This is a genomic window from Geodermatophilus sp. SYSU D00766, assembly GCF_054049915.1.
In genome coordinates, this window is sequence record NZ_JBJGYI010000024.1 from 48,831 (window position 1) to 74,549 (window position 25,719).

Annotated in this window: 30 protein-coding genes and 1 pseudogene; 15 read left to right on the forward strand and 16 right to left on the reverse strand. The window is 75.7% G+C overall.

Going from position 1 to position 25,719, the window contains the following annotated elements; genetic code table 11:
* Complete coding sequence (locus ACI8AD_RS16835; protein ID WP_456871666.1) at positions 1-627, forward strand: FMN-dependent NADH-azoreductase; 627 nt, start codon at positions 1-3, stop codon at positions 625-627.
* Positions 628-636: 9 nt separating this feature from the next.
* Here the strand turns inward: ACI8AD_RS16835 and ACI8AD_RS16840 are convergent, their stop codons facing one another.
* From ACI8AD_RS16840 to ACI8AD_RS16850, 3 genes are read right to left on the reverse strand one after another with little or no spacing between them, the layout of a single operon-like run.
* Complete coding sequence (locus ACI8AD_RS16840) at positions 637-1,086, reverse strand: MarR family winged helix-turn-helix transcriptional regulator (RefSeq protein WP_456871667.1); 450 nt, start codon at positions 1,084-1,086, stop codon at positions 637-639.
* A gap of 36 nt (positions 1,087-1,122) precedes the next feature.
* Positions 1,123-1,515, reverse strand: coding sequence for a VOC family protein (locus ACI8AD_RS16845; RefSeq protein WP_456871668.1), 393 nt, complete (start codon positions 1,513-1,515; stop codon positions 1,123-1,125).
* Positions 1,500-1,796: an ArsR/SmtB family transcription factor gene (locus tag ACI8AD_RS16850; protein WP_456871669.1), complete on the reverse strand. Its 297-nt coding sequence runs from the start codon at positions 1,794-1,796 to the stop codon at positions 1,500-1,502. Before ACI8AD_RS16850 ends, ACI8AD_RS16845 begins: the two co-directional genes overlap by 16 nt.
* 116 nt (positions 1,797-1,912) lie before the next feature.
* On the opposite strand from ACI8AD_RS16850, the gene ACI8AD_RS16855 reads away from it, so the two are divergent.
* Together ACI8AD_RS16855 and ACI8AD_RS16860 are read left to right on the forward strand one after the other, a co-directional pair.
* Entirely contained in the window at positions 1,913-2,128 is a 216-nt protein-coding gene (locus ACI8AD_RS16855) for a hypothetical protein (RefSeq protein WP_456871670.1), read from the forward strand.
* A 96-nt stretch (positions 2,129-2,224) separates the two neighbouring features.
* Positions 2,225-2,425, forward strand: a complete 201-nt coding sequence (locus tag ACI8AD_RS16860; RefSeq protein WP_456871671.1) for a hypothetical protein — start codon at positions 2,225-2,227, stop codon at positions 2,423-2,425.
* A 55-nt stretch (positions 2,426-2,480) separates the two neighbouring features.
* Here the strand turns inward: ACI8AD_RS16860 and ACI8AD_RS16865 are convergent, their stop codons facing one another.
* From ACI8AD_RS16865 to ACI8AD_RS16895, 7 genes are all read right to left on the reverse strand, one after another.
* Complete coding sequence (locus ACI8AD_RS16865; RefSeq protein ID WP_456871672.1) at positions 2,481-3,692, reverse strand: acyl-CoA dehydrogenase family protein; 1,212 nt, start codon at positions 3,690-3,692, stop codon at positions 2,481-2,483.
* Between the two features lie 124 nt (positions 3,693-3,816).
* Positions 3,817-4,266 (reverse strand): DUF4383 domain-containing protein, encoded by a 450-nt coding sequence (locus ACI8AD_RS16870; RefSeq protein WP_456871673.1) that lies wholly within the window; start codon positions 4,264-4,266, stop codon positions 3,817-3,819.
* 209 nt (positions 4,267-4,475) lie between these two features.
* Positions 4,476-6,134, reverse strand: a complete 1,659-nt coding sequence (locus tag ACI8AD_RS16875) for a carbamoyltransferase family protein (protein WP_456871674.1) — start codon at positions 6,132-6,134, stop codon at positions 4,476-4,478.
* Positions 6,135-6,241: 107 nt separating this feature from the next.
* Entirely contained in the window at positions 6,242-7,633 is a 1,392-nt protein-coding gene (locus ACI8AD_RS16880; RefSeq protein WP_456871675.1) for an amidase, read from the reverse strand.
* A gap of 4 nt (positions 7,634-7,637) precedes the next feature.
* On the reverse strand, positions 7,638-7,838 hold the full coding sequence (locus tag ACI8AD_RS16885; RefSeq protein WP_456871676.1) for a hypothetical protein: 201 nt from the start codon (positions 7,836-7,838) through the stop codon (positions 7,638-7,640).
* Positions 7,839-7,909: 71 nt separating this feature from the next.
* Complete coding sequence (locus ACI8AD_RS16890) at positions 7,910-9,622, reverse strand: RecQ family ATP-dependent DNA helicase (RefSeq protein ID WP_456871677.1); 1,713 nt, start codon at positions 9,620-9,622, stop codon at positions 7,910-7,912.
* A gap of 73 nt (positions 9,623-9,695) precedes the next feature.
* Positions 9,696-10,904, reverse strand: a complete 1,209-nt coding sequence (locus ACI8AD_RS16895) for a DUF2786 domain-containing protein (protein ID WP_456871678.1) — start codon at positions 10,902-10,904, stop codon at positions 9,696-9,698.
* Between the two features lie 120 nt (positions 10,905-11,024).
* On the opposite strand from ACI8AD_RS16895, the gene ACI8AD_RS16900 reads away from it, so the two are divergent.
* From ACI8AD_RS16900 to ACI8AD_RS16935, 8 genes and pseudogenes are all read left to right on the forward strand, one after another.
* On the forward strand, positions 11,025-11,420 hold the full coding sequence (locus ACI8AD_RS16900) for a TOBE domain-containing protein (RefSeq protein ID WP_456871679.1): 396 nt from the start codon (positions 11,025-11,027) through the stop codon (positions 11,418-11,420).
* 146 nt (positions 11,421-11,566) lie between these two features.
* Complete coding sequence (gene modA, locus ACI8AD_RS16905; RefSeq protein WP_456871680.1) at positions 11,567-12,361, forward strand: molybdate ABC transporter substrate-binding protein; 795 nt, start codon at positions 11,567-11,569, stop codon at positions 12,359-12,361.
* Entirely contained in the window at positions 12,358-13,152 is a 795-nt protein-coding gene (locus ACI8AD_RS16910) for an ABC transporter permease (protein ID WP_456871681.1), read from the forward strand. The genes modA and ACI8AD_RS16910 overlap by 4 nt, the downstream gene beginning before the upstream one ends.
* A 29-nt stretch (positions 13,153-13,181) precedes the next feature.
* A pseudogene (locus tag ACI8AD_RS16915) lies at positions 13,182-13,625 on the forward strand (ATP-binding cassette domain-containing protein); the annotation flags it as partial.
* Positions 13,626-13,745: 120 nt separating this feature from the next.
* Entirely contained in the window at positions 13,746-14,201 is a 456-nt protein-coding gene (locus ACI8AD_RS16920; RefSeq protein ID WP_456871695.1) for a TOBE domain-containing protein, read from the forward strand.
* Positions 14,202-14,317: 116 nt separating this feature from the next.
* Positions 14,318-14,899 (forward strand): nucleotidyltransferase family protein, encoded by a 582-nt coding sequence (locus ACI8AD_RS16925; RefSeq protein ID WP_456871682.1) that lies wholly within the window; start codon positions 14,318-14,320, stop codon positions 14,897-14,899.
* Positions 14,896-15,321, forward strand: a complete 426-nt coding sequence (locus tag ACI8AD_RS16930) for a molybdenum cofactor biosynthesis protein MoaE (RefSeq protein WP_456871683.1) — start codon at positions 14,896-14,898, stop codon at positions 15,319-15,321. Before ACI8AD_RS16925 ends, ACI8AD_RS16930 begins: the two co-directional genes overlap by 4 nt.
* Before the next feature lie 145 nt (positions 15,322-15,466).
* The gene (locus ACI8AD_RS16935) at positions 15,467-17,050 is read left to right on the forward strand and encodes a SpoIIE family protein phosphatase (protein WP_456871684.1); all 1,584 of its coding nucleotides are present in this window, start codon (positions 15,467-15,469) and stop codon (positions 17,048-17,050) included.
* Between the two features lie 4 nt (positions 17,051-17,054).
* Here the strand turns inward: ACI8AD_RS16935 and ACI8AD_RS16940 are convergent, their stop codons facing one another.
* The 6 genes from ACI8AD_RS16940 to ACI8AD_RS16965 form a co-directional block, all read right to left on the reverse strand.
* On the reverse strand, positions 17,055-17,273 hold the full coding sequence (locus ACI8AD_RS16940) for a hypothetical protein (RefSeq protein ID WP_456871685.1): 219 nt from the start codon (positions 17,271-17,273) through the stop codon (positions 17,055-17,057).
* A complete protein-coding gene (locus ACI8AD_RS16945; RefSeq protein ID WP_456871686.1) occupies positions 17,270-18,331 on the reverse strand; it encodes a hemolysin family protein in 1,062 nt (353 codons plus the stop codon). Before ACI8AD_RS16945 ends, ACI8AD_RS16940 begins: the two co-directional genes overlap by 4 nt.
* Positions 18,324-19,709 (reverse strand): hemolysin family protein, encoded by a 1,386-nt coding sequence (locus tag ACI8AD_RS16950; RefSeq protein ID WP_456871687.1) that lies wholly within the window; start codon positions 19,707-19,709, stop codon positions 18,324-18,326. Before ACI8AD_RS16950 ends, ACI8AD_RS16945 begins: the two co-directional genes overlap by 8 nt.
* A gap of 60 nt (positions 19,710-19,769) precedes the next feature.
* Positions 19,770-20,015, reverse strand: a complete 246-nt coding sequence (locus ACI8AD_RS16955; protein ID WP_456871688.1) for a MoaD/ThiS family protein — start codon at positions 20,013-20,015, stop codon at positions 19,770-19,772.
* 6 nt (positions 20,016-20,021) lie between these two features.
* Positions 20,022-21,086 carry a GTP 3',8-cyclase MoaA gene (gene moaA, locus ACI8AD_RS16960; RefSeq protein ID WP_456871689.1) on the reverse strand — a complete coding sequence of 355 codons (1,065 nt, stop codon included), beginning with the start codon at positions 21,084-21,086 and terminating at the stop codon, positions 20,022-20,024.
* A gap of 147 nt (positions 21,087-21,233) precedes the next feature.
* Positions 21,234-22,100: a hypothetical protein gene (locus ACI8AD_RS16965; RefSeq protein ID WP_456871690.1), complete on the reverse strand. Its 867-nt coding sequence runs from the start codon at positions 22,098-22,100 to the stop codon at positions 21,234-21,236.
* A 191-nt stretch (positions 22,101-22,291) separates the two neighbouring features.
* On the opposite strand from ACI8AD_RS16965, the gene ACI8AD_RS16970 reads away from it, so the two are divergent.
* From ACI8AD_RS16970 to ACI8AD_RS16985, 4 genes are all read left to right on the forward strand, one after another.
* Entirely contained in the window at positions 22,292-23,527 is a 1,236-nt protein-coding gene (locus ACI8AD_RS16970) for an MFS transporter (protein WP_456871691.1), read from the forward strand.
* A 262-nt stretch (positions 23,528-23,789) separates the two neighbouring features.
* Positions 23,790-24,158, forward strand: coding sequence for a GNAT family N-acetyltransferase (locus tag ACI8AD_RS16975; protein WP_456871692.1), 369 nt, complete (start codon positions 23,790-23,792; stop codon positions 24,156-24,158).
* On the forward strand, positions 24,122-24,703 hold the full coding sequence (locus ACI8AD_RS16980; protein WP_456871693.1) for a sterol carrier protein domain-containing protein: 582 nt from the start codon (positions 24,122-24,124) through the stop codon (positions 24,701-24,703). The genes ACI8AD_RS16975 and ACI8AD_RS16980 overlap by 37 nt, the downstream gene beginning before the upstream one ends.
* A 111-nt stretch (positions 24,704-24,814) precedes the next feature.
* Positions 24,815-25,654, forward strand: a complete 840-nt coding sequence (locus tag ACI8AD_RS16985; RefSeq protein WP_456871694.1) for an aldo/keto reductase — start codon at positions 24,815-24,817, stop codon at positions 25,652-25,654.
* Positions 25,655-25,719: the final 65 nt, after the last annotated feature.

Here is a 25,719-nt window from a genome sequence, read left to right on the forward strand (position 1 = left end):
ATGTCCACCCTCCTGCACGTCTCCGCCTCGCCCCGCGGCGCCGCCTCCGAGTCCCGCGCCCTCGCCGCGACCTTCCTCGACGCCTTCGCCGAGACGCACCCCGACGTCCCGGTCGAGACCCTCGACCTGTGGGACGGCACGCTGCCCGCCTTCGGGCCCGCGGCCGTCGAGGCCAAGATGGCCGTCTTCGCCGGCCGGGAGCCGACGGGGGAGGGGGCGGCGGCCTGGCAGGCGGTCGAGGCGACCTTCCGGTGGTTCGACTCCGCCGACCGCTACCTGTTCAGCGTCCCCATGTGGAACGCCGGCGTGCCCTACGTCCTCAAGCAGTTCATCGACGTCGTCAGCCAGCCCGGGATGCTCTTCGGCTTCGACCCGGTGACCGGCTACCGCGGCCTGCTGACCGGCAAGCGGGCCGCCGTCGTCTACACCAGCGCCGTCTACGGGCCCGAGCGCGGACCGGCCTTCGGGTCGGACTTCCAGAGCACCTTCTTCGCCGACTGGCTGCGCTGGGCAGGGATCGAGGACGTCACCGAGATCCACCTGCGCCCCGACCTCGTCGCCGACGACGTCGACGTCCGGCGGGCGCTCGCCCACGCCCAGGCCCGCGACGCCGGCAAGGCGTTCTGAGCCCGCGGGTCAGGTGCGGGGCGGCTCCTCGGCCGCGAGCACCCGGCCCAGGGCGCGGGTCAGGACGGCGACCTCCTCGTCGTCGAGGTGGGCGGTGAAGTGCTCCTCGATGCCGGCGAGGTAGGCCGGGGCGGCGGCGCGCAGCCGCTCCCGGCCCTCGTCGGTGAGGACGGCGAACAGCGAGCGGCGGTCCTCCGGGTTGGGCTCCCGGTGGACCAGGCCCGCCCGCTGCAGCTCGTCGACGACCCGGCTGACCCGCTCCCGGCTGAGCACCACCCGGCTGCCCAGCTCGCTCATCCGCAGCCGCCGGCCGGGGGCCGCGTTGAGCTCGAGCAGCACGTCGTACCAGGCCAGCGGCAGCTGGTGGGCGGCCAGCGCCCGCTCCAGCCGGGGGAGGACGGCGGCGTGGACCCGCAGCAGCAGCGCCCACGGGAGCACGCGGTCCCCCGGCTCCGGCACGGGAGGACCCTAGGCCATGTCCGGCCCGGCGCCGGCTCAGCCGGCCGGGGCGCTCGCGATCTGCAGCAGGTTGCCGCAGGTGTCGTCGAAGACGGCGGTGGTCACCGGCCCCATCTCCAGGGGCTCCTGGGTGAACCGCACGCCGAGGGCCTTGAGCCGGGCGGTCTCGGCGTGCACGTCGGCCACGGTGAAGGACGTGTAGGGGATGCCGTCGGCCACGAGCGCCTCCTTCCACGGCCGCGCCGCCGGGTGGCCGTCGGGCTCGAGCACCAGCTCGACGCCGTCGGGCGCCTCGGGCGAGACGACGGTCAGCCAGCGGTGCTCGCCCATCGGGATCTCGGTCTTCTTCACGAAGCCGAGCACCTCGGTGTAGAAGCGCAGCGCCTCGTCCTGGTCGTCGACCAGGACGCTGGTCAGGGTGATCCGCACGGGCCCTCCTCCGTGTCCAGCCGCCACCGCTCGACGATGGCGCGCAGGGGCGAGGTGTCCAGGTGGTGGAACTTGTAGCGACCCTCCCGACGGGTCCGCACCAGGCCCGCCTCCTCGAGGACCTCCAGGTGCTGGGAGACGGCCTGGCGTGACGAGCCCACCCCGTGGCGCTGGACCAGCCGGGTGCACAGCTCGAACAACGTCTGGCCGTCCCGCTCCTGCAGCTCGTCGAGAAGAGCGCGCCGGGTCGGGTCGGCGAGGGCCCGGAACACGTCGCCCACGTCGGGACGATACGCAAGCTGGTGCTTGCCTGTCGAGTCCCGGCGCGCCGGCTGCGGGCGTCTGGTTGGCTCGACGGCAGGCCGCGGCGGGGCGCCGGGCCGGGAGCGGAGGCGAGATGGCAGGCGGTCCGGCACCACGGGACGACGACGGGCGGTCGCGGCGCAGGCGGCTGGTGGCGCTGCTCGTCCTCGGCGTCGGCGTCGTGCTGCTCGTGTCCGCGTCGACGTGGTTCGTCGGTCAGCGCGGCGGCGTCGGGGCGGCCCAGCTGTCCGTGGGCGTCCTCCTGCTCGCCGTGAGCGCGTTCCTGTTCGGGCGCTCCCGTCCCCGCTGAGGGCCGGATCCGCTGAGACCGCCGTCCGGTTGCCGCCCCGGGGTGGGGCGCACCACACTCCGGGAGGATCGGCGGTCCCCAGGACGGAGGAAGCGCGTGAAGCTGGACAAGCAGGAGCTGGTGCGGGTGCTGCGCACCGAGGGCGACAACGACACGGCCGACAAGGTCGAGGCGCAGCTGCCCGACCACATCGACACCGACCGGGACGGCGACGCGCTGGCCGGCGTGGGACTCGATCGCACGCAGCTGATGGCCAAGCTCGCCGGCGGGGGGTTCGGCTCGAGCCTCACGCCCTGACCCGGGCACGCGACGGGGCCGGCACCACGCGGTGCCGGCCCCGTCGTCGTCGTGCTCAGCCCACGTAGGGGCGCTCGCGGGCGAGCTCCTCCTTGGCCACCGACCGCAGGTGCACCGCGTCGGGCCCGTCGGCGATGCGCAGCGTGCGGGCCGCGGCGTAGAAGCGGGCCAGCGGGGTGTCGCCGCTGACGCCGGCGCCGCCGTGCACCTGGATGGACCGGTCGATGACGTCACAGGCGACGTTGGGCGCGATCACCTTGATGGCGGCGATCTCGGTGCGGGCGCCCTTCGCCCCGTACTTGTCGATCAGGTCGGCGGTGCGCAGCACGAGCAGCCGGGCCTGGTCGATCTCCATCCGCGAACGGGCGATGGTCTCCCGGACCGTGCCCTGCTCGGCCAGCGGGCGGCCGAAGGCGACCCGCTTCTGCGCGCGGTCGACCATGAGCGTCAGCGCCCGCTCGGCCATGCCGATCGCGCGCATGCAGTGGTGGATGCGACCGGGACCGAGCCGGGCCTGGGCGATCATGAAGCCGTCGCCCTCGCCGGCCAGCAGGTTCGACGCCGGGACGCGGACGTCGGTCAGCCGCAGCTCGGAGTGCCCGTGCTGGTCCTGGTACCCGAACACCGGCAGGTGGCGCAGGATCTCCAGTCCGGGGGTGTCCCGCGGCACGAGGATCATCGACTGCTGCCGGTGCGGAGCGCCCTCGGGGTCGGTCTTGCCCATGACGATGAAGATCTGGCAGCGCTCGTCGGCGGCCCCGCTGGTCCACCACTTGCGGCCGTTGATCACGTACTCGTCGCCGTCGCGCACGATCGAGGTCTGGATGTTGCGGGCGTCGGAGGAGGCGACGTCGGGCTCGGTCATGGCGAAGGCCGACCGGATCTCGCCCTCGAGCAGCGGCTCGAGCCAGCGCTGCTTCTGCTCGGGCGTCCCGAACATCATCAGCGTCTCCATGTTGCCGGTGTCCGGGGCGCCGCAGTTGGTCACCTCGGGCGCGATCACCGGCGACCAGCCCATGATCTCGGCGACCGAGGCGTACTCGAGGTTGGTCAGCCCCCCGAGCTCGTGGTGGAAGAGGTTCCACAGGCCCCGGGCGCGGGCCTCCTTCTTGAGGTCCTCGAGGACCGGCGGGTGGGCGTGGTCGTCGTGGCCGCGGGCGGCCCGCCACTCCTCGTAGACGGTCTCGGCGGGGAAGACCTGCTCACGCATGAAGTCCCACATCCGGCCGCAGACGTCCTCGGCTCGGGCGGAGAGGGCGAAGTCCATGTCCCGGAAGGTAGACCGCTGCGTGACCGGCGTCGCACCGGGGGGCGCCGGGAACGGCAGGAGCCGGGCCCCCGCCGAGGTGGCGGGGACCCGGCTCCGGGAGCGGTACCGGAACGGCCCTCGGTTACGCGCGGGCGGGGCGGGCGGTGCGGTCGTTGACCGGGCCCAGAGCCATCACCAGGCCGATGACGGCGGTGGCGACGTGCAACACGTTGTCCGCCGCGTTGATGTTGAGGAAGTCCCAGTCCTGGCCGATCGCGACCAGGCCGTAGACGAAGGCCGCGCCGTAGCCGATCGCGAGCAGCCAGCCGTACGTGCGGGCGCCGGCCAGCGTGCGCGACAGGGCGATCCCGGCCACGCCGATCACGACGTGCACGACGTTGTGCAGCGGGTTGATCATGAAGACGAGGAGCATGTCCTCGTTGCCGTCGGTGCGGTTGCTGGCGAAGCCGTCGAAGCCGGTGATGAAGAAACCGACGATGCCGACCAGGAGGTAGACCACCCCGAAGACGAGTGCGAGCGTCTGGGGCCAGGTCATCCCCTGCCGCGCGCCGGTGTTGCCAGTGGTAGCCATGGTGTCCGTCTCCTCGCGTGCGTCGCGCTCCGCCGTCCTGGCGGGCGCTGGTCCGGCAGTACCCGGCGGGAACGGGCCGGCAACGACCACCCCCCCATCAGGGGAGGGTCGTTACCGGATCGTCACCGATCGGATCCCGTGCACCCGGTCTTCGCAGGGAGTGGCCGTCGCGGTTCGCCCCTCCCCCGTCCGGGGGAGGGGCGAGGCCGTCAGGGACGCGGTGTGGGACGCGGTGTGGGACGCGGCCGGCGGACGACGAAGGGCCCGATGGCGAGCAGGTCGACCGGCGCGGAGCCGAAGCACTCCAGGGCGTCGCGCGGGTCGTCGACCATCGGCCGCCCGGCGGTGTTCAGGCTGGTGTTGACCACCACCGGCAACCCGGTGCGCCGCTCGAAGGCCGCGATCATCCGGTGCACCAGCGGCTCGGTCTGCGGGTCGATGGTCTGGATGCGCGCGGTGCCGTCGACGTGGGTGACCGTGGGGATGCGGTCGCGCCACTCCTCGGCGACGTCGTGCACGAAGAGCATGTAGGGCGAGGGGATCGGGCCGCGGCCGAAGATCTCCGGCGCCCGCTCCAGCAGCACCATCGGCGCGACCGGGCGGAACTGCTCGCGGCCCTTGACGTCGTTCATCCGCTCGAGGTTCGCCTCGAAGCCGGGGTGCGCCAGCAGCGACCGGTGCCCGAGTGCGCGGGGGCCGTACTCGCTGCGGCCCTGGAACCAGGCGACGATGCCGTTGTCGGCGAGGACCTCAGCGACCGCCTCGGCGACGTCGTCGGGCCGCTCGTAGTCGATGGCCGCGGTCTGCAGCCACCGCTCGATCTCGTCGTCGTCCCAGCCGCGGCCGAGCGCCGCACCGGGCATGGGCTCGGTGCGCTCGCCCAGCTCGTGCGCGACGTGCAGGGCGCTGCCCAGCGCGGTGCCGGCGTCGCCGGCGGCCGGCTGCACCCAGACCTCCTCGAAGGGGGTCTCGGCCAGGATGCGGGTGTTGGCCACGCAGTTGAGCGCGACGCCGCCGGCCATGGTCAGCGTCTTCTCGCCGGTCTGCTCGTACACCCAGCGGGCGAGGTCGACGAGCACCTCCTCCAGCCGGGTCTGCACGCTGGCGGCGAGGTCGGCGTGCGCCTCGGTCCAGTCGTCGCCCTTGCCGAGGCGGGGCGCGAACTCGGTGAAGTCGATCCGCTCGGTGACGAACCCGCCGTCGCCGGTGGGCCGGATCAGCTCGGACAGCTCGCCGAGGAAGCGCGGCTTGCCGTAGGAGGCCATCGCCATGACCTTGAACTCGTCGGAGCTGCGCAGGAAGCCGAGGTGGTCGGTGAGCTCCTCGTACATGAGCCCGAGGGAGTGCGGCAGCGCCTGCCCGGCGAGGACCTCCAGCTGCCCGTCGACGTAGCGGCCGGCCAGGTGGCTGTGCGCCTCGCCGCGGCCGTCGAGCACCAGGACGGCGTTGTCCCGCTGAGGAGCGGCCTTGCCCGCGGAGGCGGCGTGCGCGACGTGGTGCTTGACGAAGCGGACCTTCGCCGGGTCGAGGCCGGGCAGCGCGTGCGCGAGGAAGTCCGGCGCCATCTCGGCGTACTTCTTGCGCATCGTGTCGCCGTCGTCGAAGAGGCCGGAGTCCTCCGGGGTGCCCATGAGCGCGGGGTCGAAGGAGTAGGCGACGGCGTCGAGCTCCTCCGGGCGGATGCCGGCCTCCCGCAGGCACCACGCGGCCGACAGTTCGGGCAGCTCCCAGGCGCTCCAGGGCAGGGGGCGCTTGCCGTGCTTGCGCCGGCTGAAGCGCTCCTCCTCGGCCGCGGCCACGACCCGCCCGTCGACGACGAGCGCCGCGGCGGGGTCGTGGTAGATGGCGTTGATGCCGAGGACCTTCACGTGCGCACTCCTCCCGCCCGGGCGCCGCGCCCGGGTCCTCGGGTGATCATCGCCGCGGTGCGGCCGCCCCGCAGGGCGAGCACCCGACGGGGTGGCGGATCGCCGGGTCAGAGCGGCGGCCGCCGGCTGGTCCAGTCCGTCGCCGACTCGTACGCCTGGCCCACGCGCAGCACCCCGGGCTCGTCGAAGGGCCGGCCGATGACCTGCAGGCCGATCGGGAGCCCGGCGGAGGTGAACCCGCAGGGCACCGACAGCGCCGGCAGGCCGGTCACGTTGCCGGGGGCCGAGTGGCCGACCCAGGCGTCGATCACCGACTTCCGGGCGCCGCTGGGGAAGGTGAAGCCCTCCTGGCCCACCTGGGCCGCGGCGGTCGGCAGGGTGGGGCAGACCAGCGCGTCGAGGCCCTCGAAGGTGCGGCGGAACTCCTGCTGCACCAGCGTGCGCACGCGCAGGGCCTTGATGTACTGCGTGGCGAGCACCGTCTCCCCGGCCTCGAGGAGCACCCGCACGTCGGTGGTGTACCGCTCACCGGACTCCCGGAGCATCTCCTGGTGGTAGGCGCTGGCCTCGGGGATGACGATGCCGAACTCGACGGCCATCATCTGGCCGGCGTAGGGGATCTCCACCTCCCGCAGCCGCGCGCCCTGGGCCTCGAGGACGGCGATCGCCTCCCGGACGGCCGCCTCCACCTCGGGGTCGACGTCGTCGAAGAAGTAGGTGGTCGGCACGCCGAGGGTCAGGCCGCCGACCCCGGCGTCGAGGTCGCGGGTGTAGTCGGGCACCGGCTCCTGGACCGACCCCGGGTCGCGGGCGTCGAAGCCGGCGACGGCCTGCAGGGCCAGGGCGGCGTCGCGCACGGTCCGCGTGAGGGGCCCGGCGTGGTCCAGCGACCAGCACAGCGACGTGATGCCGGCGCGGGAGACCCGGCCGAAGGTGGGCTTGAGGCCGACGGTGCCGCACACCGACGCCGGGATGCGGATCGAGCCGCCCGTGTCGGTGCCCATCCCCAGCAGGCACTCCCCGGCGGCCACCGCGGCGCCGGACCCGCCGCTGGAGCCACCCGGCACGCACCCGGTGTCCCAGGGGTTGCGGGTCGTCGGGGTGAGCACGCCGTAGGCGAACTCGTGGGTGTGCGTCTTGCCGACCACGACCGCGCCGGCGTCGCGGAGCCGGGCCACGCACGCGGAGTCCTCCGTCGGCTGGTGGTCGGCGCGGACCGCGGAGCTCGACGTCGTCGGCAGGCCCACGGCGTCGTAGAGGTCCTTGATGCCCACGGGGATGCCGTGCAGCGGCCCGCGGTACCCGCCGCCGGCGATCTCCTGCTCGGCCCGGCGGGCCGCCTCCAGCGCCTGCTCGGCGGTCACGACGACGAAGGCGCCCAGCCGGTCCTCGACCTGCTCGATGCGGTCGAGCGCGGACTGCACGAGCTCGACCGGGGACAGCGTCCGCTGCTCGATCTGCCGGGCGGCCTCGGCGATGCTCAGCTCGTGGGGCTGCACTCCCTCACCGCCACCGCGCGTCGAACGCCGAGGCCGGCGGGGTCTCCCCGACCGCGACGTCGTCGAGGCTGTCGTAGAGCCCCAGGACCATCGTCACGGCCGGACCGGCCGCGGCCCGCCGGTCGTCGGTGAGGTCCAGGCGGGCGTGGGCGAGCAGCTGGTCGAGGACCTCGTCGCCGAGCGGCGACCGTGGTGTCGAGGCCACGGGTCCACCTCCTCCGGTCGGGGTGTGTGGTGGCCCACAGCATGCCCGGGTCCCGGGCCGCCGGCTCCTGCTCAGCCGCCGCGGACCCGCAGCAGGTCGTGGGCCTCGACCGCCCGGAGCGCGAGGGTCTTGTAGCCGACCTCCTCGAACAGCACGACGACGCGGTCGTCCTCCACCCGCATCACCACCCCCGGGCCCCACTCGGTGTGCTCCACCGGGGTCTCGGGCGCGAACGGGGTGTCGGCGTCGGCGCCGGAGGGCTGCTCGTGCGAGGTGCCCGCCGAGCAGGTGTCGCAGTTGCCGCACGGCTCCTCGAGCTGCTCGCCGAAGTAGCCGAGCAGGTACTGGCGGCGGCACTCGGTGGTCTCGGCGTAGCCGCGCATCATCTCCACGCGGCTCTGGTCGACCCGCTCGTGGTGCTCGGCCAGTTCGCGGGCCGCGGCGGCGGCCTGGCCGGGGGAGGGGGCGCCGTCGGCGGGGTGGGCCGCGCCCTCGTCGTCGAGGACGACGGCCGACACCTGCTCGAGCAGGTTGAGGTCGCGGGCCAGCGGCGTGGCGCCCCGGCCGGTCTCCTCGCGCAGCTGCCTGACGTCGACGCCGTCCTCGAGGCCGGCTGCCGGTGCGGCGGCGACCAGGCCGGCCACCTGCTGCAGCTCCTCCTCGGCGGGGGCGCCCCCGGCGAAGAACCGCCGCAGCCCGAGGTCCTCCTGCCGGTACACGAGGACGGCGAGCGCCGCCTGCCCGTCGCGGCCCGCGCGGCCGATCTCCTGGTAGTAGCTGTCGATCGAGTCGGCCGGCTCGGCGTGCACGACGAACCGGGTGCCGGGCTTGTCGATGCCCATGCCGAAGGCGGTGGTGGCCACCACGACGTCGAGCTCGTCCTCCATCCACGCGCGCTGGGTGTCCTCGCGCTCGCTCTTCTTGAGGCCCGCGTGGTACGGCCGGGCGCGCAGGCCGCGCTCGACGAGGGCGTCGGCGAGGTCGGTGGTGCCCTTGCGGGTGGCGCTGTAGACGATGCCCGGGCCGCGGCCGGCCTCGACCTCCCCGGCGGCGCGGTCGAGCACGGCGGTGCGCTTGGCGTGCGCGTCGGCGTGGTGGTCGACCTCGAGGCGGATCTCGGGGCGGTCGAAGCCGGCGACGACGACCTCGGGGTCGCGCATCGCCAGGCGCTCGACGATCTCGGCGCGCACCGGCGGCGCGGCGGTCGCGGTCAGCGCGAGCACCGTGGGGTGGTCCAGCTGCTCGACGACCTGGCCCAGCCGCAGGTAGTCGGGCCGGAAGTCGTGTCCCCAGGCGGAGACGCAGTGCGCCTCGTCGACGACGAACAGCGCGGGGGAGGCCTCGCGGACCGCGCGCACGACCTCGGGCTTGGCCAGCTGCTCCGGGGCGAGGAACAGGTAGCGGACCGTTCCCTCCGCCAGCCCCTGCAGCGCCGCGTGCTGCTCGCCGGCCGACAGGCTGGAGTTGAGCTGGGCGGCCCGGCCGGCCTCCTCGCCGAGCTCGGCGAGCCGCTCGACCTGGTCGCGCTGCAGGGCGATGAGCGGGGAGACGATGACCACCGGGCCGTCGAGCAGCTGCCCGGCCACCTGGTAGACGGCGCTCTTGCCGGCGCCCGAGGGCAGCACCGCGAGCGTGTCGCGGCCGGCCAGCACGGCCTGCATGGCGCGCTCCTGGCCGGGGCGGAACTCGTCGTAGCCGAGGACGTCGCGGGCCGTCTCGCGCAGCCGGCGGGTGCGGACCGAGGCAGAGCCGCCGGCGGGGTTCTCGCGAGGGGTGCGTGACACCGGGTGCCGCTGCCCGGGCGCCGAGATCGGCAAACGGTGCGCAGGTGGCCGGGCGCGCTCCCGCCGGGGCACCTCACCGCAGGTGGGCGCGGCGCGAGCCGACGTCGGCGGAGTCCGCGGCCGCCCGCCCGGCCTGCCAGCCGGCGCCGTCGACGGACGAGCGGCCGCGGCTGCTGCGCACGCGGGGGAACATCTCGGTGAACGCGTCGTCGACGGCCTCCTGCCTCGACCGCAGGACCGGCCGCAGGTCCACGCCCTGCTCCTCCGCGGCCGCCCGCGTGGCCCGCTCGCGGGCGTCGGTCAGCCGCTCGCCGATCCGTCCGGCGTAGCCGAGCAGGAACGCCCGCCGGAAGGACCGGGACGCCGACCGCCGGCCCGCCGCGCGCTCGGCCGCGGTGAGCGCCTGACCCACCTGCAGCAGCAGCGAGGTGAACAGCAGCTCCACCGCGTCGAGATCGGCGGCGATCCCGACCAGGGTGGCGATGCCCAGGCCCCGGTACCAGACCAGCCGGACCCCGTTGGCGTCGGCGACCGCGCCGAGCAGCTGCACCTTGGCCTGCACGTACGGGTCGTCGACGTGCACGCGGCGGGTGGTCACGTCGGAGCGGGCGGCGGGCCGGTCCGCCACGAGGACGGTGTCGACGGCGTGCCGGGTCATCAGCTCCTGCGCCTTCGCGGTCAGCGCCTCGGCCTCCTCCGGGTACTCCGTGGACTCCGCCTTCGCCAGCAGTGCGCGGATGCGGCGCAGCACCCGCGCGTCGTCCGGGCCGGACGCCGTCTCCCGCCGGGCGGCCGGTCCCCACCGCGAGGGCGGCGGGACGAGCACGTCGAGGAGCGCCGTGGACCGCAGCAGCCCGGCCAGCCGCAGCACGATCCGCCACGCGTCCGCGGGCGACCTGCTCTCGCGGCGCGCCCAGGCGCCCACGACCGCGGGGTCGCCCGCGGACGGCGTCCCGAGCTCGCGCAGCTGGTCGAGCCAGGTCTGCGGTGCGCGCGCCGCCGCGTCGGTGCGCCGCGCGTGCTCGGCGACGAGCGCCAGGACCAGCGGCACCGAGGCCGCCGTCACCTGCGCGCGGGCGGCGTGCACCACGTCGGCCGGCTGCCACCCGCGCTCCCACGTGTCGTCCAGGGCGGCGAGCAGCGCGCGCGTGGCGGTCCCGGTGCCGTCGACGTCCGGGTGGCGCGCGGCGAGGGTGGCCGCCAGCTCCGACGCCACGCCGGCGTCGGTGAGCAGGCCGCCGGAGGAGCGGAGGAGGTCGGTGAGCCAGGCGTCGTCGAGCACGGCCCGATGCTCTCCCGCCGCGACGGCGGGTACGCCGGACGCCTGTGGACGGCGGCGCCGCGTCCCCAGGCAGCCCCGGAGCCGCCGGGACCGTCGTACCGGCGACTAGGGTCGCCCGGCGTGGGCGCGAGCTACCGGATCGCCGAGGCCGCGACGCTGCTCGGCGTCAGCGACGACACGGTCCGCCGGTGGATCGACAGCGGCCGCCTGCCGGCCTCGCGGGTGGGCAGCGGCCCGGCACACGTCGACGGCGCCGACCTCGCCCGCCTGGCCACCGAGCTGCACGACGCGCCCGAACCCGGCACGACCCGCGGCTCCTCCGCCCGCAACCGGCTGGCCGGCATCGTCACCCGCGTCGTCCGCGACACCGTGATGGCGCAGGTCGAGATCCAGGCAGGGCCCTTCCGCCTGGTGTCGCTGATGTCCCGCGAGGCGGCCGACGAGCTCGGCCTCGACGTCGGCGTGCGCGCCGTCGCCACCGTCAAGGCGACGCAGGTGAGCGTCGACGTGCCGTGAGACCCGCGGAGCTGCTCCCGGCCGCACCCGACGGCCCGGTTCCTCGGAGCTCCTGCGCGTCCTCGCATCCGCACATCCGGATCGGACTCGACTAGGGTCCCGCAAGCGCGGATCGATCGTGGTCCGCCCGGTGGGGAGGAGACGCGATGCGCGTGCGGGGCACGGCGGTGCTGGTGGCGGCGGCCCTGGGGACGCTCACCGCCTGCGGCGGCGGGGACGACGGGGCCGCGGCCACGACGACGTCGGCCGCGGGTGGGGAGAGCCTCGCCGGCACCCTGACCGTCTTCGCCGCCGCCTCGCTCACCGACGTCTTCACCGGCCTCGGGGAGCAGCTCGAGGACGACAACCCCGACCTGACCGTGCAGTTCAACTTCGCCGGCAGCTCCGCGCTGGCCACCCAGCTGACCCAGGGCGCCCCGGCCGACGTCTTCGCCTCGGCCAACCCCACGCAGATGGCGGTGGTCACCGACGCCGGCCTCGCCGACGGCGACCCGACCGTCTTCACCGCGAACGTCCTGGAGATCGCCGTCCCCCCGGGGAACCCGGCCGGGATCACCGGCCTGGCCGACTTCGGACGCGAGGAGCTCGCCCTCGCCGTCTGCGCGCCCGAGGTGCCCTGCGGCGCGGCCGCCGAGGACGTGTTCGCCGCCGCCGGGGTCACGCCGCGCCCCGACACCCAGGAGGAGGACGTGCGCGCGGCGCTGACCAAGGTCGAGCTCGGCGAGGTCGACGCCGCCCTGGTCTACGCCACCGACGTCACCGCCGCTGGCGACGCCGTCGAGGGCATCGCCTTCCCGGAGGCCGAGGACGCGGTCAACGACTACCCGCTGGTCACCCTGGCGGAGGCGCCCAACGCCGACGCCGCGCAGGCCTTCGTCGACCTGGTGCTGTCCGACGAGGGGCAGCAGGCGCTCGAGGCGGCCGGCTTCCGCTCCCCGTGAGGCGGGACCGCACCCCGGCGCCGCTGCTGGTCCCCGCCGCCCTCGCCGTCGCCTTCCTCGTCCTGCCGCTGGCCGGGCTGCTGGTCCGCACGCCGTGGTCGCAGCTGGGCACGCTGCTCACCGCCCCCGGCGTCGGGCAGGCGCTGCGGCTGTCACTGGTCTCGGCCACGCTCGCCACGCTGGTCTCCGTCGTCCTCGGGGTGCCGCTGGCCTGGGTGCTCGCGCGCTCGCGGGCGCGCGGGCGGGCGGTGCTGCGCGCGCTCGTCACCGTGCCCCTGGTGCTGCCCCCGGTGGTCGGCGGTGTCGCGCTGTTCCTGGTGCTGGGCCGTCAGGGGATCGTCGGGCGCTGGCTGGCGGAGGCCACCGGGATCACCATCCCGTTCACCACCACGGCGGTGGTCATCGCCGAGACGTTCGTGGCGATGCCGTTCCTCGTCATCAGCGTCGAGGGCGCGCTGCGGGCCGCCGACGCCCGCTACGAGGACGCCGCCGCCACCCTCGGCGCCGACCGGTGGACCACCTTCCGCCGCGTGACGCTGCCGCTGGTGGCCCCGGGTGTGGCCGCCGGGGCGGTGCTGTGCTGGGCGCGGGCGCTGGGGGAGTTCGGCGCCACGATCACCTTCGCCGGCAACTTCCCCGGGACGACGCAGACGATGCCGCTCGCGGTCTACCTCGCCCTGCAGCGCGACCCGCAGGCGGCGATCGTGCTCTCGCTGGTCCTGCTCGTCGTCTCGGTGGCCACCCTGCTGCTGCTGCGGGACCGCTGGCTGGGCCGGGGCGCGGCCGCGTGACCCTGACCGCGCGGGTCGTCGTCGGCCGGGGTCCGCTCACCGTCGACGTCGCGCTCGACGTCGCCGACGGCGAGGTGCTCGCCGTCCTGGGGCCCAACGGCGCCGGCAAGTCCACGCTGCTGCGGGTCCTGGCCGGCCTGCTGCCGCCCGACGGCGGCCGGGTCGTCGTCGACGGCACGACCTGGGACGACGTCGCCGGCGGGGTGCAGCTGCCCGCCCACCGGCGCCCGCTGGGGATGGTGTTCCAGGACCACCTGCTGTTCCCCCACCTGTCGGTGCTCGACAACGTCGCCTTCGGCCCGCGCACCCGGGGTGCACCGAAGGCGGCCGCGCGCCGGGCGGCGGCGGCGTGGCTGGAGCGGGTCGGCATCGCCGGCCTCGGCGACCGGCGGCCCGGGCAGCTGTCCGGCGGGCAGGCGCAGCGCGCGGCGCTGGCCCGGGCGCTGGTCGGCGACCCGGCGCTGCTCCTGCTCGACGAGCCGCTGTCGGCGCTCGACGCGCGCACCCGCCTCGCCGTCCGCGCCGAGCTGCGCCGCCACCTGGCCGACTTCGCCGGCAGCACCGTGCTGGTCACCCACGACCCGGTCGACGCGATGGCGCTGGCCGACCGCGTGGTGGTGGTCGAGGACGGCGCGGTCGTGCAGGCCGGGGCGCCGGCGGACGTGGCCCGGCACCCGCGCACCGACTACGTCGCCCGCCTGGTCGGGCTCTCGCTGCTGCCCGGCACCGCCGGGGGCCTCACCGTGCGCCTCGACGGCGGGGGAGTGGTCACCGTCGCCGAGCCGGCGCAGGGCCCGGTGCTGGTCGCCGTGCGGCCGGAGTCGGTGGCGCTCTACCCGTCGCGGCCCGAGGGCAGCCCGCGCAACGCCTGGCCCGCGGTCCTGGCGGGCGCGACGCCGCACGGGTCCACGGTGCGCTGCGAGCTCGACGGCGAGGTGCCGCTGCTCGCCGACGTGACCGCGACCGCGTTCGCCGAGCTCGGCCTGGCCCCGGGCTCGCGCGTGTGGGCGGTGGTCAAGGCCTCCGAGGTCGCCGTCTACGCCCGCTGAGGGGGGCGTCGATGATCAGGTGGGATCACCCTGCTGCGTCCTGGCTCACCCCCCACGGTGAGCCAGGACGCAGCACGATCAGGTCACCTGATCGTGCGGGGAGGGAGGCTGGGGGCATGAGCACGGTCGCGGGGCTGGTCCTCGCCGCGGGCGGAGGGCGCCGCTACGGCATGCCCAAGGCGCTGGTCGAGTACGGCGGCAGCCTGCTGGTCGAGCGGGCGGTGCGGACGGCGCGGGCGGCGTGCGACCCGGTGCTGGTCGTCCTCGGCGCGCGGGCGGTCGACGTCTGGCGCACCGCCGACCTCGACGGCGCGACCGTGCTGGCCAACCGCGACTGGGAGACCGGCATGGCCTCCAGCCTGCGCACCGGCCTCGACGGCCTGCGCGGCTGGCCGGGCAGGGTCGACGCCGCCCTCGTCACGCTGGTCGACATGCCCGGCATGACAGCAGAGGCGCTGCGCGCGGTGGCCGCGCACGCCGGACCGGCCGCGCTGGCGGTGGCCACCTACGACGGCGTCCGCGGCCACCCGGTGCTGCTGGGCCGGGAGCACTGGGCCGGCGTCGCTGCGACGGCGACCGGCGACGAGGGCGCCCGCCGCTACCTGGCCGCGCACGCCGTCACCGAGGTCGACTGCACCGGCCTGGCCGACCCGGTGGACCTCGACGTGCCACCCGGCGGGGTAGCTTCGGCGCCGTGATCGCCGGGCACCTGATCGCCAGAGTCGTCGACGAGCCGCTGTCGGTCGCCGAGCACGAGCAGGCGGTGGCCGATCCCGGTGCCGGCGCCGTCGTCTCCTTCTGCGGCGTCGTCCGCGACGTCGACGGCGGGCGGTCGGTCACCGAGCTCGAGTACGTCGGCCACCCGACGGCCGAGCAGGTGATCACCGAGCTGGCCCGGGAGTTCGCCGCCCGACCCGAGGTCCGCGCGGTCGCCGTCTCCCACCGCGTGGGGCTGCTGGGCATCGGCGACGTCGCCCTCGCCTGCGCGGTCAGCGCCGCCCACCGCGGCGAGGCGTTCCGCGCCTGCGCCGAGCTGGTCGACGAGGTCAAGAAGCGGCTGCCCATCTGGAAGCGGCAGGTCTTCGCCGACGGCGAGGAGGAGTGGGTCGCCTGCCCCTGAGGCGGCAGGTCACCACACGGTCGCGGCCCGGCCGGGTCCCTTGACCGGCGGCCGACCCCGTGGCACAACAGGCGCCGGGGCTCCAAGGGCGGGGCGCGGTCTCCCGGCGACCCCTCGACAGCGTGAGGACGGGAGCGGCGTTCCGGTGCACGCTCAGCGCGACCCCGTCCTCGAGGCGATGCCCCTGGGCTACGTCGCCGTCGACCGCGACTGGCGGATCACCTACGTCAACGGCGAGGGCGAGGCCGTCCTCGGCCGGACGTGGGACCAGCTGGTCGGCGCCTGCTACTGGCGGTCGTTCCCGTTCGCCGTCGACACCGAGTTCGGGCGCACCTACCGCGAGGTGGTGGCCACCGGCCGGGCCCGCACCGTCGAGGCGTTCTACCCCGAGCCGCTCGACCGCTGGTTCGAGGTGCGCGCCGTGCCGCGGACCGACGGGCTGGCCCTGTACTTCTCCGAGGTCACCGCGCGCCGCACCGCGCAGGACCGGCTGTCCCTGCTCGCCCGGGTCGGAGCGGAACTGACCGGCACGCTCGACCTCACCGAGGCGGTCCGCCGCATCCCCCGGCTGGTCGTGCCCGAGCTCGGCGAGGCCTGCCTGCTCACCGTCCTCGACGACGACGGCCGCCCCCGCGACCTCGGCTCCTGGCACGGCGACCCGGCCCGCCGCGACCTGCTGCACCGCTACGCCGCCGTCCGGCTGCCCGGCATGCCGTCGGCCGCGCCGGTGGTGCGGGCGCTGGGCGGGGAGACGGTGGAGGCCGACGGCGCCGACGTCCTCGCGGCCATCCACGACGACGAGGCCCGCGACCTCTACGCGCAGCTGGGCGCCCCGGCGGTGCTTGCCGTGCCGCTGCCCGGCCGCGACCGGGTCATCGGCGCGCTCACCTTCCTCTCCGGCGGGCGCAACGGCTCGCGCGTCGACCCGCTCACCGCCCGCGAGGTCGCCGGCCGGGCGGGGCTGGCCCTGGACAACGCCCGGCTGTTCGCCCGCCAGCGGCAGCTGGCCGAGGCGCTGCAGCGCAGCCTGCTCACAACCCCCCGCGGCTCCCGGCTGGGCCGGCTGGCGGTGCGCTACACCCCGGCGGCCGAGGCCGCCCGCGTGGGCGGGGACTGGTACGACGCCTTCGCCCAGCCGGCCGGGGCGACGACGCTGGTCATCGGCGACGTCGTCGGGCACGACACCGCGGCCGCCGCGGCGATGGGCCAGCTGCGCTCGCTGCTGCGCGGCATCGCCGCCTACAGCGACGCGGGCCCGGCCGAGGTGCTGCGCGGGCTGGACCGCGCCATGGACACCCTCGCGGTCGACACCTACGCCACCGCCGCGGTGGCCCGCTTCGAGCAGACGCCGGAGGAGGCCGCGGCCGGCCGGACCCGGCTGTGCTGGTCCAGCGCCGGGCACCTGCCGCCGCTGGTCCTCGACCCCGCCGGGCGGCTGCTCGAGCTGCCCGCCGCGCCGGTCGACCTGCTCCTCGGCGTCGACCCCGCCAGCCCGCGGCACGAGAGCGGGCTGGTGCTGGAGCGGGGCAGCACGGTGCTGCTGCACACCGACGGCCTCGTCGAGCGCCGCGGCGTCGACCTCGACACCGGGCTGGCCCGGCTGGCCGACGCGGTCTCGGACCTGGCCGGGCGGCCGCTGGGCGAGCTGTGCGACGAGGTGATCGAGCGGCTCGTGCACGGCCGCCCGGAGGACGACGTCGCCCTGGTGGCCCTGCGCCTCGGGGACTGAGCCGCTAGACCGGCGCCTGGCCGTCCTCGTCGGTGCGGCGGGGTCTGCCGTGCCCGTGCGCGGCCTCCTCGGCGCGCTCCTCCTCGAGCTCCGCCTCGCCCTCGAGCCGGTGCGCCTCGCCGGCCACCTGCGCCGCGGCGTCGCCGTGCGACTCGCCGTAGAGCTCCTCGGCCCGGCCCAGCAGTTCCTCGGCCTTGGCCTTCGCCTTGTCGATGAAGCTCATCGCGCTCCCGTCCTCCCCGGCTCCCGAGCGGGTGCCCTGTGTGCAGCATCGCGGATCTCGCCGACGAGCTCCTCGAGGATGTCCTCCAGGGCCACGACGCCGACCACCCGGCCGCCGTCGGCGACCGCGGCGAGCTGGGCCCGCCCGGTCTGCATGACCCCCAGCGTGCGCCGCAGGTCGTCGTCGGCGGCGACGCGGGGCAGCGGGCGGGTGATGTCGCGGACCCGCGGTTCCGGCGCGCCGTCGGCCACCAGCACGTCCTTGACGTGCACGTAGCCGAGCAGCTCCGCGCCGTCGGCCACCGGGAAGCGGGAGTACCCGGTGGCCGCCGCGGCCCGCTCGACGGCGGCGGTGTCGTCCCCGGGCGCGACGACGGTCAGCGCGGCGCGGGGGATGAGCACCGAGCGGGTGTCGCGCTCCTCCAGGCCCAGGGCGCCGGTGAGCAGCTCGAAGCCGCGCTGGTCGAGCAGCCCGCCGGCGCGGGACTCACCGATCAGCCCGGCCACCTCGTCGCGGGTGAACGCGCTGGTGACCTCGTCCTTGGGCCGCACGCCCAGCAGCCGCAGCGCCGCGTTGGCCAGCGCGTTGAGCGCCACGATCACCGGCTTGAGCACCGTGACGACGGCGGCCAGCGGCGGGGTGAGCACCAGCGCGGCGCGGTCGGGCCCGGCCAGCGCCAGGTTCTTGGGCACCATCTCGCCGATCACCACGTGCAGCGCGACGACGACGGTCAGCGCGATGACGAACGAGATCGGGTGCACCAGGCCCTCGGGCACCGACAGCAGCGCGAACAGCGGCTCGAGCAGGTGCGCCACCGCGGGCTCCCCGATCGCGCCCAGGCCCAGCGAGCAGACGGTGATGCCCAGCTGCGCGCCGGCCATCATCAGCGACACCCGCTCCATCGCCGCGAGCGTCGTGCGGGCCCGGCGGGAGCCGGCGTCGGCCAGCGGCTCGATCGACGAGCGGCGCGCGGAGATCAGCGCGAACTCGGCGCCGACGAAGAAGGCGTTGGCCAGCAGCAGCACCACGGCGACCAGCACGCCGCCCCAGTCACCCACGGCCGTCCTCCTCGTCCCCGCTCACCGCGGGCAGGGGGCCGACGACGGCCCGCTCCACCCGGGTGCCGTCGACGCGCTCGACCCGCACCCACACCCCCGCCGGCAGGCCCTCGGCCTCCGCGGCCAGCTCGGGCGGCAGGGTGGGCCGGGCCTCGATCCGGTCGCCGACCTCCGGGATGCGGCCGAGCAGGTGCAGCACCAGCCCGCCGACGCTCTCCCAGTGCCGGTCGGCGGGCACCGACAGCCCGGTGGTCGCGGCCACCTCGTCGGGCCGCAGCAGGCCCGACACCGACCAGGTGCCGTCGCCGCGGTCGACGACGTCGTCGCCGGCCTCCTCGTCGTGCTCGTCGGCCAGGTCGCCGACGAGCTCCTCCACGAGGTCCTCGACGGTCACCACCCCGTCGGTGCCGCCGTACTCGTCGACGACGACGGCCATCTGCAGCCCGCCGCGGCGCAGGTCGCCGAGCAGGTCGTCGAGCCGCCGCGAGGTGGGGACGAACAGCGGGGGCAGCATCACCGCCGACACGGGGGTGGCCGCCCGCCGGTCGCGGGGGACGGCGAGGGCGTGTTTCACGTGGACCATCCCGACGACGTCGTCGACACCGGCGGCGGAGACGACGGGGAAGCGGGAGTGCCCGGAGTCGCGGGCGACGGTGAGCACCTCGGCGACCGGCGCCTGCTCGGGCACCGTCGTCATGCGGGTGCGCGGGGTGGCGGCGTCGCTGGCGCGCAGCTCCCCGAAGGCCAGGCCGCGCTCGAGCAGCTCCGCGGTCTCCGTGGGCAGCGTGCCCTGCCGGCCCGACCGGCGGACCAGCGAGGTCAGCTCGTCGGGCGAGCGGGCGGAGGCGAGCTCCTCCTGCGGTTCGACACCGAACACCCGGCGCAGCGTCGCGTTGGCCCAGCCGTTGAGCAGGCGGATGACCAGCGACGTCGCCCGGGTGAAGCCGCGCTGGAAGCCCGACACCGCGCGGGCGGTGCGCAGCGGCTCGCTGATGGCCACGTTCTTGGGCACCAGCTCGCCGAACACCATGGTCAGCGCGGTGGCCAGCACCAGCGCGAGGGTGATCGACACCGAGCGGGCGGCGGCGCCGGACAGGCCCGCCGACTCCAGCGGGCCGCGCAGCAGCGCCGCGATCGAGGGCTCGGCCACGAAGCCGATCGCCAGGTTGGTGACGGTGATGCCCAGCTGGGCGCCCGACAGCTGGGTGGACAGCGTGCGCAGTGCGGCGAGGACGCCGGCCGACCCGCGCACGCCCGCGGCCGCCTCGCGCTCGACGGTGGGCCGGTCGACGGTCACCAGCGAGAACTCGAAGGCCACGAACGCGGCGCAGGCGAGGACCAGGACGACGCCGACGAGGACCAGCAGCCACTCGATCACGATCGGCCCCGGGGGAGCGGGGAGGGGTTCGGATGGTGAGGCCTGCTCACAGGGGGGCGGTCATCCTCCGGCGAAGGGGGGCAGCACGTCGACGGTCGCCCCGGGTCCCAGCTGCAACGCGCGGTTGCGCGTCTGCGTTCCGTCGACGAGGAACGAGCAGGCGGGGAGGACCTTCCCCAGGCGCTCGCCGTGGGCCTCGACGATCCGGTCGACCAGCTCCGCCAGGGTGCCGGCCGCGCAGGTCTCGGTGTCGACGCCGGCGGCCGCCCGGGCCCCGGCGAAGTAGCGCACGGTCACGGTGGCCACCGCCGGTCAGCCCCCGATGGCCGACATCGGCCGGGACGGCTGCAGGAAGCTCGGGTCGTCGATGCCGTGGCCGGGGAGCTTGGCCAGGGTGGCGATGCGCCAGCGGTCGGCGAGCTCGGCGTCGGTGGCGCCCTCGCGCAGCGCCGTCCGCAGGTCGGACTCCTCGCGGGCGAACAGGCAGTTGCGGATCTGCCCGTCGGCGGTGAGCCGGGTGCGGTCGCAGGTGCCGCAGAAGGAGCGGGTGACCGAGGCGATCACGCCGACGGTGGCCGGGCCGCCGTCGACCAGCCAGCGCTCGGCGGGCGCCGAGCCGCGCTCCTCGGTGTCGGGGGCGAGGTCGTGCGCGGCGGAGAGCCGGGCCAGGATGTCCTCCGCGGTGACCATCTCCCCGCGGGTCCAGGCGTGGTGGGCGTCCAGCGGCATCTGCTCGATGAAGCGCAGCTGGTAGCCGTGCTCGAGGCAGAAGTCCAGCAGCGGGACGGCGTCGTCCTCGTTGATGCCCCGCAGCAGCACGGCGTTGACCTTCACCGGGGTCAGCCCGGCGTCCTGCGCGGCGCGCAGGCCGGCGAGGACGTCGTCGAGCCGGTCGCGGTGGGTCAGCTGCCGGAACCGCTCGCGGTCGAGGGTGTCGAGGCTGACGTTGATGCGGTCGAGGCCGGCGGCGGCGAGCGCGGGGGCGACGCGGGCCAGCCCGATGGCGTTGGTGGTGAGGCTGACCTCGGGCCGCGGGTCGAGCGCGGTGGCGGCCGCGACGATGCCGACCAGGCCCGGGCGCAGCAGCGGCTCGCCGCCGGTGAAGCGGACCTCGCGGATGCCCAGCTGCTCGACGCCGATGCGCACCAGCCGCGCGACCTCGTCGTCGGTGAGCTGCTCGACCTTGGGCAGCCACTGCAGGCCCTCGGGTGGCATGCAGTAGGAGCAGCGCAGGTTGCAGCGGTCGGTGAGCGAGACCCGCAGGTCGGTGGCGACCCGGCCGTGCCGGTCGACCAGCCCGCCACGGCCGGGCAGGACGCCCGGCAGGACGCCGTCGGCCGCGCGGGGCCGCGGGTCGGGGAGCGGGGTGGCACTCACGTCGCGAATGTATCCGCGGAACGGGATCGCGTCGCCCGTCCCGCCGCGTACGTCCCCACAGACGCCGCATCCGCGGTCGCGACCGGGGGTTCCGGGCCGCGACCGCGGATGCGGGGGTTGCACCGACGCTGCGACGCCGGGGGGAGGTCAGCCGATCGGGGTGGGGTCGGTCGGGTCCGGCGGGACCGGGACGGAGTCCTGGATGCGGTTGCGCGCCTGGCAGTCGGTGGTGCAGTTGGTGGCACCGGCCGAGAGCTCGATCGAGTCCTCGCCGAGCACGCCGCCCATCCGGCCGCCCGAGGCGACCGACCAGCGCGTCGTCGTCGCCGTCTGGGACAGCTTGGTGGCCACCTGCGGGCTGTCCTTGCCGAGCAGCATCTGGTGGGTGGCGTCGGCGGCCACGCCGTTGCCGAAGTTGATCTTCCCGGTGTACTCGTTGACGAAGTAGAAGAGGCCGGCGCCGAGGGTGTGCACGTACTCGACGGCGGTGCCGAACTCCTGCTCCATCTGGAAGATCCCGCCCTGTGGGGCGTCCTTCGACTGGATCTTGAACTTGCCGCCCGAGGCGGTGGTGAACGAGACCACCAGCACGTCGTCGCGCAGCCGCAGCTCGCTGATCCGCACGCCGCGGAGCTGGGCCGCGGAGAGCACGGGCACCTTGGACGCGAACACGACGGTCGGGGCGGTGACCATGCGCTGCGGGTCGGGGGCGCCGGTGAGCGCGTAGTCGTACACGCCGAGGGTCGCGGGGTCGATCGTGTAGGTCACGTGCCGGCCGCGGACGGCGATCGGCCCGGTCGGCGTCACGTCGCGCAGCCGGTACTCGCTGCCGGGGCCGGGGTTGGACGTGCGGCCGTTGACGGTGACGGCGAAGTCGCCGCCGCTGCTGGTGCCCTCGGTCCCGCCGTCGTCGCCCCCGGAGGCCGAGGCGGTGCCGGGGACCAGGAACGCGGCGAGCGCGAGCAGGAGGACGAGGACCGCGCGCAGGGGACGCGGCCGGGAGGTGGGGGCCACGGGGCTCCTCGGGTCGGGTGGACGGGCGCCGGTCAGGGTGCCGGTCCCGACCCCGGACTGTGAGTGATGACACGCCTACGTACCGAAACGGGGACGACGGACGGGTGCGCCGTTGTTACGGTCGCGTCGCCACCCGAGAGTCCGGCGGGCAGTCCCGCACTCGCCTGTGGCCAGGAAGCGCGAGAAGAGCCGTGTCACCCCGCACCGTCCTCCGTCCCCTGCTGGGCCCCTACGCCCGCCTGTTCACCGTCGTCCCCGGTGCCGCGTGGTTCTCCTTCGCCGGGTGGGTCGCCCGGCTGCCGCTGCCCATGCTCGGTCTCGGCGCGGTCCTGCTGGTCGAGGGCGAGTCCGGCAGCTACGCGCTGGCCGGCGCCGTCTCCGGCACCCTCGCCCTGGTCGCCTCCGTCGCCGGCCCGCAGTGGGCCCGGGCCATGGACCGCCGCGGCCAGGGCGCGGTCCTGCGCCTGGCGATGGTCGCGTACCTGGTCACCGGGCTGGCGTTCGTCGGCGTCGTGGTCACCGAGGCACCCACCTGGACCTGGTTCGCCCTCGCCGGGCTGACCGGCGCGAGCCTGCCCAACATCGGCGCCCTGGTGCGCGCCCGGTGGGCGGCCGCCCTGGCCGACGCCGAGCGGCGGCAGACCGCGTTCGCCTTCGAGTCCGTCGTCGACGAGGTGGTCTTCGTCGTGGGGCCCCCGCTGGTCACCGTGCTCGCCACCCTGATCGACCCGGCGGCGGGGTTCACGACCGGCGTCGTCCTCGGCACCGTCGGCGGGGTGTGGCTGTCCCGCCAGCGGGCCACCGAGCCGGTCGTGGCCGTGGCCCCGGTCGAGGGCGGGCGGCGGCGCCGGGCGGCCCTCGGGCCCGCGGTGCTCGTCGTCTGCGCCGCCTACCTCGGCGTCGGCACGGTCTTCGGCGCGATGGACGTGGTCGTCGTGGCGTTCGCCGAGGAGAGCGGGCGGCCCGCGCTGGCCGGCCTGGCGCTGGCGCTCTACGCCGGCGGCAGCCTGGTCGCCGGGCTGGCCTACGGCGTCGCCAGGCTGCCCGGCTCGCTGGCCGCGCGGTTCCTCGGCACCGCCGTCGCCTTCGGCGTGGCCGCCCAGGGCCTGTGGGCGGTGTCCTCGCTGCCGCTGCTGATCGGCGCCGGGTTCCTCGCCGGCCTCGCCGTCGCGCCGGTGCTGGTGTCGGGCGCCTCGCTGGTGGAGTCGCGGGTGCCGCGGTCGGCGCTCACCGAGGCGCTGTCGTGGACCAACACCGGGCTGACCGTCGGGGTCACGGCGGGTTCGGCGCTGGCCGGTGCCGCCGTCGACGCGTGGGGCGCGCAGGCGGCCTTCGCCGTCCCCGCACTCGCCGCGGCCGCGGCCGGGCTCATCGGGCTGGCCGGGGCGCCGCTGCTGCGCCAGACGCCCCAGCAGGTGCCGGCGTGACCGTGGTCGTCCGGCCGCTGGCCGACGACGACCTGTCCGCCGCGTGGGAGCTGGGCCGGCTGGCCTTCGGCGGGCCCGCCGAGGCGCCCGACCGGGCGCTGCGGCCGGTCGAGGGGGTGCTGCGCCTCGGCGCCTTCGACGCCCGCGGCCGGCTGGTCGGCAAGGCCACCGACACCGGCCACCGGCAGTGGTGGGGCGGCCGGGCGGTGGCGACGGCGGACGTCGGCGGCGTCGCCGTCCTCCCCGAGCACCGGGCGGCGGGGTGGCCCGCGCGCTGCTCACCGACCTGCTGGCCCGCGGCCGGGAGCGGGGCGCGGCGGTCAGCGCCCTGTACCCGACGGTGTCGGCGGTGTACCGGCGGCTCGGGTGGGAGGTCGTCGGCGCGCTGCAGCGGGCTGACCTCGACACCGCCTCGCTGCCCTCGGCCCCGGTGCCCGGCGTCGACGTGCGCCCGGGGGAGCCGGCCGACCTGGCGGTCCTCGACGCGCTGTACGAGACCGTCGCCGGCCGCGGGCGGGGCTGCTCACCCGCCGCGGCGGCGCGTTCGACCTGCCGCACGAGCGCCGCTGGCCCGACGGCGTCGACGGGCTCACGGTGGTCGAGCAGGACGGCGTCCCGACCGGCGCCCTGACCTACGAGCGCGGCAGCGGGTACGGCCCCGAGGCGCGGCTGACCGTCCACGACCTGGTCGCGGTCACCGCCGAGGCCGCGCGGGCGCTGGTGGCGGTCCTGGCCGGCTGGCGCAGCGTGACCCGCACCGTGCGGGTGCCGCTGCTGCCCGGCGACGCGGTGGCCGGCGCGCTGCCGCTGGAGCGCTCGCTCGCCGGCCCGGGCACGGCGTTCATGCACCGGCCGGTCGACGTCGTGCGCGCCGTGGCCGACCGCGGCTGGCCGGCGCACGTGCGCGGGCGGGTGGCGTTCACGCTGCTCGACCCCGCCGTGCCGGGGAACGCCGGCCCCTGGGAGCTCGAGCTCGCCGACGGCGCCGGTGACCTCCGCCGTCCCGCCTCCGAGCCCGGGCTGGTGCTCGACGTCCGGGGGTTCGCGCAGCTGTACGGCGGGGCGACCGGCGGCCGGGCGGCGGCGCTGGCCGGGCTGGTGACCGGGCCGGACGACCCGGCCGCGCTGGACCTGCTCGCCTGCGGGCCGCCGGCCGCGCTGCTCGACTACTTCTGAGGCGGGTTGAGCGCCCGGTCCCCGGGTAGGCGGTGGACCGGCAGGCCGCGCCCGGTGCGCGCGCGGCGGCCCATCCGTCGTCACCACCCGTCGTCAGCCAGAGGAGTGCCCGTGGCCACCGTGCCCACCATCCGCCTGAACAACGGCGTCGAGATCCCGCAGCTGGGCTTCGGCGTCTTCCAGATCGAGCCGGAGAACACCGTCGAGGCCGTGCGCAACGCGCTCGAGGTCGGCTACCGGCACATCGACACCGCCGAGATGTACGGCAACGAGAAGGAGGTCGGCCAGGCCGTCCGCGAGTCCGGCCTCGACCGGTCGGAGGTCTTCGTCACCAGCAAGCTGAACAACGGCTTCCACCGCCGCGACGACGCCCTGCGCGCCTTCGACCAGACGATGGACGACCTGGGCCTGGAGTACCTCGACCTGTTCCTCGTGCACTGGCCGCTGCCGACCATCGACGTCGACTACGTGGAGACGTGGAAGGCGATGGAGGAGATCTACGCCGGCGAGCGGTGCCGGGCGATCGGTGTCTCCAACTTCAACCCGCACCACCTGCGCCGGCTGTTCGCCGAGACGGAGGTGCGCCCGGCGGTCAACCAGATCGAGGTGCACCCCTACCTCGCCAACGACGAGGTCCGCGCGTTCGACGCCGACCACGAGATCGTCACCGAGGCCTGGTCGCCGATCGCCCAGGGCAAGGTCCTCGACGACCCGGTGGTCGTGGCCGTCGCCGAGAAGCTGGGGCGCACGCCGGCGCAGGTCGTGCTGCGCTGGCACGTGCAGCGCGGCGACGTCGTCTTCCCGAAGTCGGTGACCCGCTCGCGCATCGAGGAGAACTTCGCGCTGTTCGACTTCGAGCTCGACGGTCAGGACATGACCGCGATCACCGCGCTCGACCGCGGCGAGCGCACCGGGCCCGACCCGGACACCTTCGACTACGTCCCCGGCTGACCTGGGCGCCGGACGTGCCGAGATCACGCGATCTCGGCGACGAGGGCCGCGGCTCAGGCGGCGGA